The following is a 14,899-nucleotide window of genomic DNA, read 5'->3' as shown; positions in this document are numbered from 1 at the left end:
ATGCGCTTCGGAGTACTGGGGCCGGTGACGGTCTGGACCGACCGCGGGGAGGCCGTGGCCGTCCCCGGGCTGAAGGTGCGCGCCCTGCTCGCCGACCTGCTCGCCCACGAAGGACGGGTGGTCTCCGCCGATCGGCTGGTCGACGACCTGTGGGAGGACGAGCCGCCCGCCAACCCGGCCGCCGCCCTGCAGGTGCGGGTCTCGCAGCTGCGCCGCGCGCTGGAGGACGCCGAGCCGGGCGGGAAGAACCTGGTCGTCTCACGGGCCCCCGGCTACGCGCTGCGAGCCGATCCTGAGGCGGTGGACGCCGTCCGCTTCGCGGAGCTGGTCCGGCAGGACAGACCCGCCGAGGCGCTGGAGCTGTGGCGGGGCACCGCGTTCGCCGACTTCGCCGACGCCGCCTTCCTCCAGCCGGTGATCGCACGGCTGGAGGAGGCGCGGCTGGCCGCCGTGGAGGACCTCGCCGAGACGCGCCTGGCCGCGGGCGAGCCGGTCGACGTGGCCGGGCTGTCGGAGCTCGTGGCCCGGCACCCGCTCAGGGAGCGGCTGCGCGCCGTGCAGATGAAGGCGCTCTACCGGGCCGGACGGCAGAGCGAGGCGCTGGCCGGCTACGGCGAGCTGCGCGACCGGCTCACCGAGGAGCTGGGACTGGACCCCTCGCCCGAGCTGGCCCGGCTCTACGAGCGGATCCTGCGCCAGGACCCCGCGCTGAGCGCCGGGGGCGAACGGCCGGTGACGAACCTGCCCGCCGCGGTCGGCGGCCTGATCGGGCGTGAGGAGGCGATGGCCGAGATCGGCGCCCTGCTGGGGACCGAGCGGCTGGTCACGCTCGTCGGCCCGGGAGGCGTGGGCAAGACGAGCCTGGCGCTGGAGGTCGCACGGCGGGCGGGCGACGGCTGTCCCGGCGGCGCCTGGCTGGTCGAACTGGCCTCCTACGACCGGCACACGCCGTCGCTGGCCGGTGCCGTGCTCGCCGCGCTCGGCGTCCGCGAGGACTCCGCGGTCCCCCTGGACCGGCTCGTCGAGGCGCTGCGCGACCGGCGGCTGCTGCTGGTGCTCGACAACTGCGAACACGTGGTCGACCAGGCCGCCGAGCTGGCCGACGCGCTGCTGCGCGCCGTACCCGGGCTGCGGATCCTGGCGACCGGCCGCGAGCCGTTGAGCGTGGCCGGCGAGGTGCTGTGGAGCGTGCCCGCGCTGGAGACGCCCGAGGGCTCCGAGCTGATCACGGTGGCCAGGTCCGACGCCGTACGGCTGTTCGTGGCCCGCGCGACCGCCTCGGCCCGCGGGTTCACCCTCGACGCCGGGAACGCCGAGGCGGTCGCGCAGCTGTGCCGCCGGCTCGACGGCATCCCGCTGGCGCTGGAGCTGGCCGCGACCCGGGTCAGGGCGCTGGGGATCCGGGAGCTCGTGGCCCGGCTGGACGACAGGTTCAAACTGCTGGCGGGCTTCCAGCGCGGGGCCCCGGCGCGCCAGCAGACGCTGATGGCGATGATCGACTGGAGCTGGACGCTGCTCACCGCCCCCGAACGGGCCGTGCTGCGGCGCCTGGCCGTGCACGCCGACGGCTGCACGCTGGAGGCGGCCGAGGAGGTGTGCGCCGAGGACGGGGTCGACGTGCTCGACCAGCTGGCCCGGCTGGTCGACCGGTCGCTGGTGGTGGTCGTGGACGGGCCGTCGGGCGTGCGTTATCGGCTGCTGGAGTCGGTGGCGGCCTACTGCCTGCGCCGGCTGGAGGACGCCGGAGAGGACGGGCGGGTACGGCGGGCGCACACCGGCTACTACGTCGCGCTCGCCGTACGGGCCGAGTCGCATCTGCGGGGCGGTGAGCAGGCGCACTGGATGCGGCGCCTGGACGCCGAGGCCGCGAACCTGCGGGCCGCCCTCGACGCGGCCCCGGCGGCCGACGCGCTGCGGCTGGTCAACGCGCTGGCGTGGTACTGGTTCCTGCGCGGCAGGCTCGGCGAGGGCAGGCGCGCGCTGGAGACCGCCCTGACCGCCGCCGGGACGCCGTCGGCCGGGGCATCCGCCGGGGACGAGCCCGTACGGGAGCGCGCCGCTGTGGAGGTCCGGGAGCCCGCCGGGGGAGCCGGAGCCGGTCGCGCCGGGGAGTCCGGAGCCGGACGTGGCGGAGCGCGCGTCGCGGATCCGGCGGCGGAGTTCGCCGCCGACCGGGCGAAGGCGCGTGCCTGGCACGCGGGGTTCGGCTTGCTGCTCGGTGAGCAGGTCGACTGGGCGCCGGTCCTGGAGGACGTCGCCGATCCCGCCGACCGCGCCAGGGCGCAGTGGTTCCTGGGCCTGGCCGTACCCGACACCGCGGCCTCGCGGGCGCTGGTCGACCGCGCGCTGACGACCTTCCACGAGGTCGGCGACCGGTGGGGCGTGGCGGCCGCGCTGAGCAGGCACGCGCGTGACGCCTTCACCCTGCGCGACCTGGAGGCCCTGGAACGCGACGGCGGCCGCAGCGCCGCGATGTTCCGGGAGCTGGGTGACCGCTGGGGCCTCCTGCAGGCCACCGAGTGGCTCGGCGGGCTGGCCGAGACCCGCGGCGACTACGCGGAGGCCACCCGCCTGTTCACCGAGGACCTGCGGATGACCGAGGAGCTCGGGCTGTGGCCGGACGCCGTGCGGCGGCTGGCGTGGCTGGGCTGGATGGCCGTGCACGCCGGCGACTACGAGCCGGCCCTGGACTACTGCGAGCGGGCCCTGCGCCTGGCCACCGAGCAGGGCTATCGGGAGGGGCGGATCTTCGCCGAGATGGGGTACGGCCTCGCCGCCCGCCGGTCGGGCCGGCTGGAGCTGGCGCAGAAGCATCTCGGCCGCCTCCTCGACGGCGTCCCGCGTGACGGCGAGCCCCAGCTGTTCCTGCCGACGGTCCTGGTCGAGCTGGGCTTCGTCCGCAGGCTCCGGGGCGACCGCGAGGGCGCGCGCGGGCTGTTCCTGGAGGCGTTCACCGCCGCCAGGAAGATCGGCGACCCCCGCACGACGGCGTTCACCGTCGAGTCCCTGGCCGCCGTGTCCTCCCCGCCCGAGGGCGCCCGGCTGCTCGGCCTGGCCGACGCGGCCAGGCAGGCGCACGGCACGCCGGTCACCCCGATGGAGGAGGGCGAGGTACGGCGCATCACCGACGAGGTCAGGGGCGCGCTCGACGAGGAGGCGTTCGCCGCCGCCTACGCCCTCGGCCGCGAGGCGAGCTTCGACGGCGTGATCTGAGCCTTCGACGCCGTGACCTGAACCGCCAGGTGCTCGGCCAGCCGGTCGAAGAACTCCAGCCAGCCGGCTCTGGCCTGCCCGGCGTGCTCCTCGTCGGTGTTGACCCCGAACTGGTGGAAGCGCATCGCCGTACCGCCCGCGTGCTCCTCCAGCGTGACCGTCACCACCGAGGCGGGCGCCTCGCCCGGGTCGTCCGGGTCGCCGGTGGTGAAGACCAGCCGCCCCGGCCCGGCGACCTCGCGGTAGACGCCTCCCAGCGTGACCTCGAAACCCTCCTCGCCGACCAGCGTGGCCTGCCAGGCGCCGCCCGGGCGGACGTCCATGACGACCCGGTCGGCCGGGGTGACGAAGATGCGCGGCCCGAACCAGCGGGCGAACCGCTCAGGCCGGGTCCAGGCGGCGTAGACCTCCTCGCGCGGTGCGGCGAAGTCGCGGACGATGGCGTATTCGGCGGTCTTCATCAGGGTCGCTCCTCGGGTTCTCGCGGATCGTCTCCGGCAGGACCCACATTGCCGGGCGGGCCTTACGATCGCCTTCCGGCATCCTTAAGGTCCGCCGATGATCCGCCGGTGATCCGCTGGTGGAAAACCCATCGAGATCCGGGCGAACCGGGGATTACCGTGCCCATATGACAGCCTGGACATCCGAGATCGACGAGCTCGCCCGGACCGGCGACTTCTCCGGCGTCGTTCTCGTGGAGCGCGAGGGCAAGACCGAGTTGGCCGCGGCGTACGGCCTGGCCTGCCGGGCGCACGAGGTGCCCAACACCGTCGACACGCGGTTCGCGATCGCCAGCGGCACCAAGGGACTGACCGCCCTGACGGTCATGAGCCTGGTCGAGGAGGGTGCGCTCACCCTGTCCACGACCGCGCGGTCCGTGCTGGGCGGGGATCTGCCGCTGATCGACGACGCCGTCACGGTCGAGCACCTCCTGGAGCACCGGTCGGGCATCGGCGACTACTTCGACGAGAACGAGGCGTACGACATCACCGACCACGTGCTGACAGTCCCGGCGCACACGCTCGTGACCACCGAGGACTATCTGCCCGCGCTCGCCGGCCGGACGGCCAAGTTCCCGCCCGGTGAGGAGTTCTCCTACTGCAACAGCGGATACGTCGTCCTGGCCCTGATCGCCGGGCGGGTGAGCGGCGTGGCCTTCCACGACCTGGTACGGCAGCGCGTCTGCGAGCCCGCGGGCATGGCCGACACCGCGTTCCTGCGCTCCGACGAGCTTCCCGGGCGCACCGCGACCGGCTATCTCCCCGTCGAGGGCGTCTCCAGGAGCAACGTCTTCCACCTGCCGATCCGGGGCAGCGGCGACGGCGGCCTCTACTCCACCGCGGCCGACATCGGCGGCATGTGGCGGGCGCTGTTCGACGGGCGGATCGTCTCCCCGGCCACGGTGGCCGGGATGATACGGCCGCGCAGCGACGTGCCGTCGGAGTCGATGCGCTACGGCAGGGGCTTCTGGCTCCACGCCTCCCGGGAGACCGTGATGCTGGAGGGCTACGACGCCGGTGTCTCCTTCCGCAGCGTGCACGACCCCGGGCTCGGCCTCACCCACACCGTGATCTCCAACACCTCCACCGGCGCCTGGCCCGTCACGCGGCGCCTGGACGCGGTGCTCGGTCTGGACTCCGCCGCGACCGCCCCCTGAGGCCCTGCCCCGCAGGCCGTCCGGAGAGTTATGGTCGAAGGCGGACGAGGAGACGACCACGCTGGCGGTGAGCCGAGGAGGTCGCGTGAGCACCGTACCGGTACTACCCCTTCACATGCGGCGGGACGGTTTCGGGCCCGCCGCCGAGCTGTCCGCGGGACGTGACGCCGAGGGCGTCATCCGGATCGACACCATGTTCGGCGCCGAGGCCTGGCTGGTGACCAGGTTCGAGGACGTCCGCACGGTGCTGAGCCATCCGGAGCTGTACAGCAACGCGCTGGTCCCCCCGTTCAGGCCGTCGAGCGCCTCCCGGGCCGGCGAGGAGGAGGCCGCCGAGATCCGGGCCGGCAACCTGATCGGCTCCGATCCGCCCGAGCACACCCGGCTGCGCCGGATGCTCACCCCGGAGTTCACCGTCCGCAGGATGCGCCGGCTGGAACCCCGGATCCGGGAGATCGTCGACGAGCACCTGGACGCCATGGAGAAGAGTGGGCCGCCCGCCGATCTGGTGACCGACTTCGCGCTGCCGGTCCCGTCCCTGGTGATCTGTGAGCTGCTGGGCGTGCCGTACTCCGACAGGGCGGGCTTCCAGGAGACGTCGCGGCGGATGCTGGACGTCTCGCTGCCGCCCGAGGAGCGCGCGGCGGCGGACGTGCAGGCCCGCAGATACATCGCCGAACTGACCGCCGCCATGCACGACGACCCCGGCGAGGACCTGCTCGGGATGCTCATCCGCGAGCACGGCGACGACCTCACCACCGCCGAGCTGGCCGGAATCGGCAGCCTGCTGCTGATCGCCGGGCACGAGACCACCTCCAACATGCTGGCCCTGGGCACGCTCGCGCTGATGGAGCACCCCGGCCAGCTCGCGCTGCTGCGCGACGAGCCGGACCGGATGGAGGCCGCGATCGAGGAGCTGCTGCGCTGGCTGAGCATCGTGCACACCGGGATGTTCAAGGTGACCACCACCGAGGTACGGCTCGGCGGGCGGACCATCGGCCCCGGCGAGCTGGTGATCTGCTCCCTGCCCGCCGCCAACCGGGACCCCGCCCTCGTCCCCGACCCCGAGGACCTGGACCTCGCCCGGGGCGCCATCGGGCACCTGGCCTTCGGGCACGGCGTCCACCACTGCCTCGGCGCGCCCCTGGCGAGGATGGAGATGCGCATCGCGTTCCCCGCCCTGCTGCGGCGCTTCCCGGGCCTGCGGCTCGCGGGCGACCCCGTCTACCGCTCCTTCAGCGCCGTGCACGGCCTGTCGACCATGCCGGTGGCGTGGTGAGCGCCCCGAAGACCGGGACGCCGCGCGTGCGCGCCGACCGGGACGTCTGCATCGGGGCCGGGCTCTGCGTCATGACGGCCGAGGAGGTGTTCGACCAGGACGACGACGGGCTGGTCGTGCTGGTCACGCCGGATCCTGCCCCGGAGACGGAGACGGCGGTGCGCAAGGCCGTCCGGAACTGCCCCTCCGGAGCGCTCTCCCTGGCCGAGGGCTGAAGCCTGTCACGGGACCGGCTGAGGGGCTGGACGGGAGGGTTCTGAAAACGGCGGGCGGGTACGGCGGTGCGGGCCGTGGGGGTGTCCGTCGGGTGGCGGGCGTGTCCGTGGGGTGCGCTCGTCCGGGCGGCGGGTCGGTCCTGACCGCCCGGTGGGCCGGGTGCTGCCCGCCCGTACCGTGGGGCGTGTCCGTGGTGGGCCGGGTGCTGCCCGCCGGGCAGCCGGGACCCGACCCACCACCCGAACGAACGCACCCCGCGAACACACCCTGCGGACAGGCCCGGGCACCCGGCCCACACCGCCGTACCCGCCCGCTGCTTCGAAACGCCTCCGCCTATCGGAGGTCGGCGTGTGCCGTCCCGGGGTCGGTGTCGATCCTGCCGTCCTTGACCGCCTCGACGAAGGCGGCGTAGTCGCGCTCCGTCTGGTCGGCGTACGCCACGGCGAAGTCCCCCACCGCCTCGGCGAAGGTGTCGCCCGATCCGAGGTAGGCGGCGATCGCGATCGCGTCGCCGGAGCGGGCGTGGCCGTGCGCCAGCGTCCAGCCGCACAGGGTGGCGTAACGTGCCAGCTGCGCCGGTTTCATCACCGTGACGTCGGCCGCCCCCTTCATGTCGTGGAGCTGCCGCCAGTAGTAGTCCCTCTGCGGCCCCGTGGACCACCCCAGGAAGATGTCACTGCTGGACTGCATCAGCCGCTGGCCCTCCACCACCCGCTGCCCGCGGTGCGTGAACTCGCTGGGCGACAGATACGCCTCGAGCACCGACGCGTTCGCCTCCTTGACCTGGAGGAAGAGCGGCTCGTCGTGGTCACGGCCCTGCAGCAGAACGATGAAGCAGCGTGTTCCGACGCTGCCCACCCCCACCACCTTCAGCGCCATGTCGATCACCCGGAAGTGCGACAGCACGTGCCGGCGGTCGCGCGGCAGCGATGTCAGGTAGCCCTCGAAGCTCTCCTCCACGTAGTGCCGGAACGTCTCGCGCGTCTCGGCGTCGCGGACCTCCCTCAGCGGCACGAGCAGCGGCGGGTCGCTGCGGATCTGCAGGCCCCCTTCCGACTGCTCGGTGAGCCTGGTCAGCGCGCGGGCGCTGGTGCGCTGCCTGGCCTTCTTCTCGGCCTGGGCGAACTGCTTGCGGTACCTGTCGACCACCAGTGTGCTCTTGATGAGCTCCAGTGAGGCCTGGGCGTACCAGACCTCCAGGACGGACATGGAGGCGAAGGTGGCCATGGCCGTGCGGTAGGCGGTCACCGCCTGTACGGCGGCGGTGCGGCCCTCGGCGTCCGTGAAGCCGTTGTCGCGTCCCGCCACCGTGAAACTGGCCGCCAGCCGCTTGACGTCCCACTCCCATGGGCCGGGCAGTGTCTCGTCGAAGTCGTTGAGGTCGAAGACCTGGCGGCGCTCGGGCGAGGCGAACGTGCCGAAGTTGGCCAGGTGCGCGTCTCCGCACAGCTGGACGGTGATCCCGGTGACGGGCGTGCCCGCCAGGTCCGCGGCCATCGGCGCCGCCGCCCCCCGGAAGAAGGCGAACGGCGACTCCGCCATCCGCATGTGCCGTACCGGCAGCAGCCAGGGCACCCGCTCGGCCTCCTGCGCCGCCAGGTGCGTGACGGGGTCGACGCGATCGCCCGGCGGTTCCCAGCGGGCGTGCTCCCGCCGCGGGACTTCCTTGCGCGCGGCCCGTGCCGCCTCGGCCCGTTCCGCCGGGGTCTTCACGAGCTCGGGTGTCTTCGCGGGGCCGGGCGTCTTCGCGGGGCCGGGTGTCTTCGCGGGACCGGGTGTCTTCGCGGAACCGGGTGTCTTCGCGGAACCGGGTGTCTTCGCGGGACCGGGTGTCTTCGCGGAACCGGACACGGACCGGGGACGTTCCCTCCCCCCGCTCCCGGCCGCGTGACGCGTCCCCTCCTGCTGCCGCTGACCGGACATGCGCGGCCTCCCATCGATGTGACGGCGGGTGCGGCGATCCTCACCCGCGGGTACCGGCGCGGCATCACCCGCGGCGGATGAGGCGGCACCGGTCCGACCGCCGCCTCGCCCGGACGTGGGATCGGTGCTCCCCCATGGGATCGGAGGGGAGGTTCTGCAAGCGGCCGGCAACCGGTGTGCATGGGGCGTGCCGTACACCTGAGGCGTCGGTTCCGGCACAGAGGGACCGGTACGGAGAGGAAGGGCATCCGGCATCATGTGGACGACCGGTCCTGCGGACTCCTTCGACGCGGAGAGGCGCTATCTGGTGTGGGGCCTGGCGGGCCTGCCCCTGGCGATCGCGATCGTGATGATCGTCAGCTTCTCCGCCGGAGGTGCGGGGAACCCGGAGGAGCCGGAGCGCTTCCCGGGCATCGACAGCCTCCACGTCACCACCGACCACGGGGACGTGGAGATCGTCGGGATCGACGGCGGCGATGTCCTGGTGACGCGCCGCGCGCAGGGGGACGCCCCGCGCGCGGAGTCGTGGGGCGGCGGGTCCCTCACGATCGGCCAGGTCTGCGACGAGTCCCTCGTGTGCACCTCGCTGCGGGACACACCGCAGGACCACACCGACTACGTCCTGCACGTCCCCCGCGACCTCGACGTCACGGTCCACAGCCGCAACGGGGACATCACGCTGCGGGGACTGCGCGGCCGGGTCGACGCGCGCGCGGCCGACGGTACGGTGCACCGTGACCCGCCCACGCCGGCCCCGTCGCCCTCCGGCACCGCCTAGATCCGCCGGACCCGGCGCCGCCCGGCGACCCGCCCGGCTCCCGGCCCGGGTCACTTTCCGGTCTCGGGCTTCCCGTCCAGGGCCGCCCGGTACACCGTGAGGGTCTCCTCGGCGGTGCGAGCCCAGCTCAGACCCTCGCGGACGTGGCGTTCCCCGCGCCCGGCGAGAGCCCGGCGCAGCGCCGGGTTCGTCATGACCTCGATCACGGTGTCGGCGATGTCGTCGGGGTCGGTGCTGCGCACGAACCGGACGGCGGGCCTGGCCGGATCGCCGATGAAGATCCGGGAGAACCCGTCCCCGAGGATCACCGGCCGGGCCAGGGCCATGGCCTCGGTCGCCACCAGCCCGAACGGCTCGAACAGGGAGGGGAAGACGCAGGCGTCGGCCATCTCGTAGTACTCCAGAAGCTTCCGGCCCTCGACCCAGCCGCCGGAGGTCAGGACGCGCCCGTCCAGACCGGCGCTCTCGACGATGCGCCGGACACCGGCCTCGTCTCCCTCACCGACGATGACCAGCCGCAGCCCGGGGACGGCGGCGGCGATCCGCGGCATCGCATCGAGCAGCTGGTAGACGCCCTTCTGGCGTTCGATGCGGCCGACGAACAGCAGGACCTTGTCCCCGGCCGGGATCCCGAGCCCGTCCCGAAGGGCGTCCGCGCCGGAGCGCAGCTCCTCCCGGTCGAAGGCGGGGTCGGCCAGGACCCGCTCGAACGTCCCGCCCAGGGGGACGACCTCGATCGTCTCGCGGTTCCAGCCCGCGGCGATCAGCTGCTCGCGCACCTCGGGCGTGGCGACCACGACGCGGCGGGCGATCCGGCCCAGCCAGCGCTCGGCGGCGGCGACCAGGCCGAACGGGTCGACCGTGCCGCGCTGCGGGGCGATGCCGTACTCGGTGGTGTGCACGTGGAAGACGATCGGCAGGCGCAGCGCGTAGTGGCACAGCAGGCCGGACAGGATGTTCGTCGAGTCGTGCACGGTGACCAGGTCGGGACGCTCGGCGGACCGGCGCAGCCGCAGGAAGTAGCGCCAGTTGCTCACCATGACGTTCAGCGCCAGCAGCGCGAACTCGGTCCGGCGGGTGCGGTTGAGCCGCCGGCGGCGGCCGATCGCGCCCAGCACCCGGCCGAGCGGCCGGTACACGGTGACGGGGCCGCGCCGCTCGTGCACCGGCTGGTGGCCGTCGTTGAGGGTGAAGACGCTCAGCCGGTGGCCTCCGGTGAGGTGCGGGGTGATCTCCTCGGCGTAGCGGCCCAGTCCGGCGGTGATGTTGGGCGGGAACTGGTTGATGATGTAGGCGATCTTCATGATGCGGTCTCCGGTGCGGATGGCGCGCCGGCCGGCCGGTACACCCGGACGGCGACGGCGACCACGGCGACGATGAGAATGAGGTTGGCCAGGATGAAGGCCACCAGCGCCCCGGTCAGGCCCTGCCAGGCGGTCAGCGCCGCCTGGCAGGCGAGCCCGGCGGGCATCCCGGCGGCCAAGGAGGTGATGAGGACCTTCGCGCCCCGCACGCCGTCCATCAGGAGGGCGACGGAGTAGAGGTTGAAGACCGTGTGCGCCCCGATCCCCGCGGCCGACAGCGCCATCAGGCCGGGCTCGTACGGATACTCCGCGCGGAGCAGGAGGAAGAACACCGCGCTGGCCGCGAACGCGAAGACGGCGGTGGCCGCGCCCACCGCGGGCGCGATGCGGCCGATGCGGCGCAGCAGGGCGGGCTTGTCCATCGTGGCCATCGCCGGCAGCAGCGCAAGGCCGATCCCCTCGGTGAAGACCACGCCGAGCAACCGCTTGGGGAAGCCGTTGTACACCGAGTACACCCCGACGTCGGCCCGGCCGGCCCAGTGGTTGAGGAAGATCACATCGATCCCGAACAGCACGGTGGCCAGGGCGGTGACGGCGGTCACGTAGGCGCCGTGCCGGTACAGGGACCGCGCCAGCGCAGGTGACCAGGACTTCGGGACGACCTCGAAGCCGGTCACGGCCACGGCGGCGAAGACGAAGTTGGTGGCGATCAGCGCGACGAGATAGAGCTCGGCGTCCCTGATCTCCAGGACCAGCAGGCAGTACGCCGAGACCGCCAGGTACGCCACGGCGACGGCGAGCTTGAGCCCGGCCGTCAGCGCGTAGCGCTTCAGGCCCCGCAGGAAGCTCTCGGTCAGCTGGTTCGCCGTCAGCGCCAGCGCCAGGGCCAGAGAGAAGCACAACGTGCGGAAGTCCACGCCGAGCAGGGCCGTCAGCGGCGGGGCCGCCAGCACACCGGCGAGGGTCAGGACCGTTCCCAGCGCCGCCGTGGACAGCAGCGCCGTCGTGGTCAGCGCCGGGCGGTCCGGGGCCTGCGCCCTGGGCAGCTCCTGGTACATGACGTAGTTGAGGCTCATCAGCATGCCGACGGCGACGATCAGCGCGATCGACAGGACCAGGGTGAAGTGGCCGAACGCCGCCGCGCCCGCCCCGCGGGCGATGAGGAGCGTGGTCGCGGCGGCCGTCCCGCTGGCGACGGCGCTCACCAGCGTGGGCCCGGCCGCCCACCGGCGGTCGCGCAGGAACCGCGCCGCGGTCAGCTCCCGCATCGCGCGAACGCCCGGCGGGCGAACTCCAGGTCGGCCCTGGTGTTGATGCCGCGCGCCTCGTCGGGGTCGGCGACCGGCACCGCCGTCATCCGCCATCCGCACTCCTGCGACAGGAACGGCAGGAACGGCAGGAAGTTCACCTCGCCGGTGACGGCCCCCGGGACGGCACCGGCGAGGTAGCGTTCCCACGCCGCCGGCAGCCCGTCCGCGCCGAGGCAGAACATCCCCACGTCGCTGAGCCCGCCGGGCCGGCACGCCTCGCCCTCCCGGGACATCCGCACCTCCACCAGGCCGGAGTCCGTCACCTCGTACTCGACGTACGGCTCGGCCATCGGCACCAGCGGGACGGTGAGCCCCGGCCGGCCCCCGGCGGTCGCGGTCCGGTGGTCCCGCACGACCCTGCCGACGGTCTCCGCGGACAAGTTCACCTGGTCGCCCCAGACCACGAGGATCGAGTCGTAGGCCTCCCAGCGCCCGGCGGCCCCGAAGACGGCGTCCCCCATGCCGCGGGGCTCGTCCTGGACGCTCACCGAGACGGCGCCGCTCTCGATCTCCCCGGCCGCCAGGCGCAGGAACGGGGCCTGGCCCTCAGGGGAGAGGACGACGTGGATGTGCTCGGTCCACGGCCTCAGCCGGCGGCTGAGCAGGTGCCACACGGTGACGCCGTCGGCGACCTCCACCATGATCTTCGGGATGTCCGCGCCGAGCCGGGTCCCGCGCCCGGCCGCCGGGATCACCGCGCACACGCGTCCGTCCCCCGTTGCCGTCTCCCCCACCGTCGCCTCCCCCGTCACCGTCACGCCCGTCACCGCTTCACTCGCCACCGGCCCGCTCGCCACCGCTTCATTCGCCGCCGGCCCGCTCCTCACCGGTCCGCCCGTCACCGCTTCGCTCCTCACCGGTCCGCCCCGTCGTCGATCAGTCCGCCGTCGCTCCACGCACCGCCGGTCCACGCACCGCCGCTCTCCTGCGGTCCACCGCCACGTCCCTGCGGCCGCAGGAGGGCCAGGACCCCGTCCAGGTCCCGGACCGGGATCGCGCCGGGGACGGGGGCGGCCCGGCCGACCTGGAACGTCACCAGCCCGGCGCCGAGGGCGGAGGCCACCCCGTGCCCGGAGTCCTCCACGGCGACGGCCTCGGCCGGGGCGACGCCCCAGCGCAGGCAGGCGTTCAGGTAGAACCCGGGGTCGGGCTTGCTCACCGGGGCGTCGTCGCCGGTGAACACCTCGCGGAAGTACCCGCCCAGCGAGCACGCCGCCAGGACCCGCTCGACCGACCCGCGGCTGCCCGCGGTGACCAGGTACGCCGTGTGGCCGCGGTCGGCCAGGTGGCGCAGGAACCGGTGCGCGCCGGGCAGGACCGCCACCGCCCCCGCCGCGACACGCTCGCGGTACAGCCGCTGCTTGCACCGGATCAGCCGCTCGGCGAGCGCGCCGCCGGCGCCCAGGCCCGTCACGACCTCCCGGGTGCTCGCGCCCGCGTGGGCGTCGTACCGGAAGGAGGCCAGCAGCCCGGGCGCGAGCTGCGCGATCGCCTCGCGGAACGCGGCCTCGTGGACCGGGCCCGAGTCCACCAGCGTCCCGTCGAGGTCACAGAACCAGACCCGCCGCCCGCCGACCACCCCGGCCGCTTCGGTCATCCCGGCCGCTCCGGCCGTCTCGACCGGCTCGGTGCGATGATCAGGCCCCGCCTGTTCGCTCTTCTCCGTGGCGGGGGTCCGCACCGCGCTCACCCGGCGCTCAGCACGGTCGCCTCACCGGCGACGCCGGCCAGGGCGGCGAGGGCGGTGAAGGTACGGCGGCCGCAGTGCGCACCGGGCCGTTCCGGATCTTCCAGGTCGGCGACGACCCATCGCACTCCCGCCCGGACGCCGCCGGAGGCCACCTCCGGCGGCGGCTGCGGGGTCCCGGCCGTGGGCGTCGCGGGCCGGTGGCACAGGACGTGGGTGACCGTACGCCGCTCGTTGCGCGGGTCCCCGAGGTAGGACAGCGTGAGGTCCACCAGGTCGGCCGCGTTCAGCCCCCGCACGTCGTGGTCGTCGCGGAGGTTGACGACGAACACCTTGGCCCCGGCCCGGCTCGCCGCGATCGCGTCCGCGATCCCGGGGGTCAGATAGCTGGGCAGCAGCGAGGAGTGCGGGGTGCCGGGGCCGTACACGACGAGGTCGGCGTGGCCGATCGCGTCGCGGGCCTGCAGGCTCAGCGAGACCCCGGCACCGCCTCGGGCCAGGGCCCGCCGCCGCCGTTCGGCGGGCATGGCCTCCAGCTCGGCCCGGCGCCGCGGGGAGAGCGGCTCGCGCATCAGGAACAGCCCGGCGATGGCGGCGCCGTCCTGCGGGGCGACGATGTCGGCCTCGTCGGCCAGGATCCGGCCGTCGCGCCTGAGCGCGACCAGGAAGGCGTTCTCGCCGCCGGTCACGTTCACCAGCCGGGCCGGTGACTCGAAGGTCTCGGCGCAGGAGCGGATCGCGGCGTTGAAGTCGCCGCCCAGGCGGAGGTACGCCCCGGCGAACACGAGGTTGCCGAGCGCGCAGTCGGCCAGGTCGAGCCCGTCCGGACGGCTGTCGAGCCGGTGCCGGAAGACGGTCAGGTCCCGGACGATCGCCGCCCGCGCCCGCGGCGGAAGCGCCGCGAACCGCCGGTGGACCGTGAGCGGCCAGCAGGCCGCGAACTCCTGGCGCCCTCCCTCGGAGGGGAAGGCGAGCGCGTCGATGAGATCGCTCAAGTCCCGCCGGGTGGCGCCGGGCGGCAGGCGGTGTTCGAGGATCGCGATCATCGCGGCCTGCCGGGGGTCGGCGCCGTCGAGGTGCAGCAGCAGGTTCTTGCGGAAGTCCGAAGGGCCGAGCATCCCGGGCAGGTAACGCCGCAGCGCCCCGGTGGACAGCCCGTTGTCGTACCCGTTGATCACCACCGACAGGTCGATCCCCGGCGCCCGCAGCAGCTCGCGCGCGATTCCGGCCCCGCCGCGCCCGCCCCCGAACAGGGCCACCGCCGCCCGGCCGGGCCGCTGCGGGCTCATCGGGCCTTCTCCGCGGCCGAGGGAGCCGCACCGGAGGCGATCCCGGCGGAGGCCGCTCCTGACGCGAATTCAGCGGGAGCCGTTCCCCGGGCGGGTTCAGCGGAGGCCGTTCCCCGGGCGGGCCCGGCGGTGGAGACCCGCAGCACGCCCCGGCGCTGCAGCCACCGTCGATAGCCGAGGTAGCCCACGAACAGCGCCCGATCACGCGCCCCCCGCCAGAAGCGCCATCCCCGGCTGCCGCCG

Annotated in this window: 12 protein-coding genes and 1 pseudogene; 5 read left to right on the top strand and 8 right to left on the bottom strand. The window is 74.0% G+C overall.

The genetic code is table 11. The features are described from left to right. Entirely contained in the window at nucleotides 1-3,213 is a 3,213-nt protein-coding gene (locus Pta02_RS37605) for an AfsR/SARP family transcriptional regulator (RefSeq protein WP_203879797.1), read from the top strand. On the opposite strand, the gene Pta02_RS37600 is transcribed toward Pta02_RS37605, so the two are convergent. Further along, complete coding sequence (locus Pta02_RS37600) at nucleotides 3,171-3,674, bottom strand: SRPBCC family protein (RefSeq protein ID WP_203879796.1); 504 nt, start codon at nucleotides 3,672-3,674, stop codon at nucleotides 3,171-3,173. The two genes, Pta02_RS37605 and Pta02_RS37600, sit on opposite strands and share 43 nt — an antisense overlap. Before the next feature lie 167 nt (nucleotides 3,675-3,841). On the opposite strand from Pta02_RS37600, the gene Pta02_RS37595 reads away from it, so the two are divergent. The 3 genes from Pta02_RS37595 (at nucleotide 3,842) to Pta02_RS37585 (ending at nucleotide 6,364) form a co-directional block, all read left to right on the top strand. After that, a complete protein-coding gene (locus tag Pta02_RS37595; RefSeq protein ID WP_203879795.1) occupies nucleotides 3,842-4,870 on the top strand; it encodes a serine hydrolase domain-containing protein in 1,029 nt (342 codons plus the stop codon). A gap of 85 nt (nucleotides 4,871-4,955) precedes the next feature. Next, nucleotides 4,956-6,149: a cytochrome P450 gene (locus tag Pta02_RS37590; RefSeq protein ID WP_239131539.1), complete on the top strand. Its 1,194-nt coding sequence runs from the start codon at nucleotides 4,956-4,958 to the stop codon at nucleotides 6,147-6,149. Next, nucleotides 6,146-6,364, top strand: a complete 219-nt coding sequence (locus Pta02_RS37585; RefSeq protein ID WP_203879794.1) for a ferredoxin — start codon at nucleotides 6,146-6,148, stop codon at nucleotides 6,362-6,364. Before Pta02_RS37590 ends, Pta02_RS37585 begins: the two co-directional genes overlap by 4 nt. Before the next feature lie 334 nt (nucleotides 6,365-6,698). Here Pta02_RS37585 and Pta02_RS37580 read toward each other — a convergent pair whose 3' ends face one another. Beyond that, nucleotides 6,699-8,078: a DUF2252 domain-containing protein gene (locus tag Pta02_RS37580; RefSeq protein ID WP_239131538.1), complete on the bottom strand. Its 1,380-nt coding sequence runs from the start codon at nucleotides 8,076-8,078 to the stop codon at nucleotides 6,699-6,701. 466 nt (nucleotides 8,079-8,544) lie between these two features. Here Pta02_RS37580 and Pta02_RS37575 point away from each other — a divergent pair, with 466 nt between their 5' ends. After that, nucleotides 8,545-9,066, top strand: coding sequence for a hypothetical protein (locus Pta02_RS37575; protein ID WP_203879792.1), 522 nt, complete (start codon nucleotides 8,545-8,547; stop codon nucleotides 9,064-9,066). A gap of 50 nt (nucleotides 9,067-9,116) precedes the next feature. Here the strand turns inward: Pta02_RS37575 and Pta02_RS37570 are convergent, their stop codons facing one another. The 6 genes and pseudogenes from Pta02_RS37570 to Pta02_RS41685 all read right to left on the bottom strand — a co-directional run. Then, nucleotides 9,117-10,370: a glycosyltransferase family 4 protein gene (locus tag Pta02_RS37570; RefSeq protein WP_203879791.1), complete on the bottom strand. Its 1,254-nt coding sequence runs from the start codon at nucleotides 10,368-10,370 to the stop codon at nucleotides 9,117-9,119. Beyond that, a complete protein-coding gene (locus Pta02_RS37565; RefSeq protein WP_203879790.1) occupies nucleotides 10,367-11,638 on the bottom strand; it encodes an oligosaccharide flippase family protein in 1,272 nt (423 codons plus the stop codon). Before Pta02_RS37565 ends, Pta02_RS37570 begins: the two co-directional genes overlap by 4 nt. After that, nucleotides 11,626-12,462, bottom strand: a complete 837-nt coding sequence (locus Pta02_RS37560) for an NTP transferase domain-containing protein (protein ID WP_239131537.1) — start codon at nucleotides 12,460-12,462, stop codon at nucleotides 11,626-11,628. Before Pta02_RS37560 ends, Pta02_RS37565 begins: the two co-directional genes overlap by 13 nt. A gap of 71 nt (nucleotides 12,463-12,533) precedes the next feature. Continuing rightward, a complete protein-coding gene (locus Pta02_RS37555; protein ID WP_239131536.1) occupies nucleotides 12,534-13,370 on the bottom strand; it encodes an HAD family hydrolase in 837 nt (278 codons plus the stop codon). Next, a complete protein-coding gene (locus Pta02_RS37550; protein WP_203879789.1) occupies nucleotides 13,367-14,656 on the bottom strand; it encodes a 2-phospho-L-lactate transferase CofD family protein in 1,290 nt (429 codons plus the stop codon). Before Pta02_RS37550 ends, Pta02_RS37555 begins: the two co-directional genes overlap by 4 nt. Beyond that, nucleotides 14,653-14,899 (bottom strand): annotated as a pseudogene (locus tag Pta02_RS41685) (hypothetical protein); the annotation flags it as partial. The gene Pta02_RS37550 and the pseudogene Pta02_RS41685, both read right to left, overlap by 4 nt.

It is taken from the genome of Paraplanobispora takensis (assembly GCF_016863195.1).
Lineage (GTDB): Bacteria > Actinomycetota > Actinomycetes > Streptosporangiales > Streptosporangiaceae > Planobispora > Planobispora takensis.
This window is presented reverse-complemented; position numbering and strand designations above follow the sequence as displayed.

Bases quoted from the DNA above. Each gene is read 5' to 3' on its own strand.
- Pta02_RS37595 (WP_203879795.1), top strand. From the start codon at position 3,842: ATGACAGCCTGGACATCCGAGATCGACGAGCTCGCCCGGACCGGCGAC.
- Pta02_RS37575 (WP_203879792.1), top strand. From the start codon at position 8,545: ATGTGGACGACCGGTCCTGCGGACTCCTTCGACGCGGAGAGGCGCTAT.
- Pta02_RS37565 (WP_203879790.1), bottom strand. From the start codon at position 11,638: ATGCGGGAGCTGACCGCGGCGCGGTTCCTGCGCGACCGCCGGTGGGCG.
- Pta02_RS37550 (WP_203879789.1), bottom strand. From the start codon at position 14,656: ATGAGCCCGCAGCGGCCCGGCCGGGCGGCGGTGGCCCTGTTCGGGGGC.
- Pta02_RS37600 (WP_203879796.1), bottom strand. From the start codon at position 3,674: ATGAAGACCGCCGAATACGCCATCGTCCGCGACTTCGCCGCACCGCGC.
- Pta02_RS37570 (WP_203879791.1), bottom strand. From the start codon at position 10,370: ATGAAGATCGCCTACATCATCAACCAGTTCCCGCCCAACATCACCGCC.
- Pta02_RS37605 (WP_203879797.1), top strand. From the start codon at position 1: ATGCGCTTCGGAGTACTGGGGCCGGTGACGGTCTGGACCGACCGCGGG.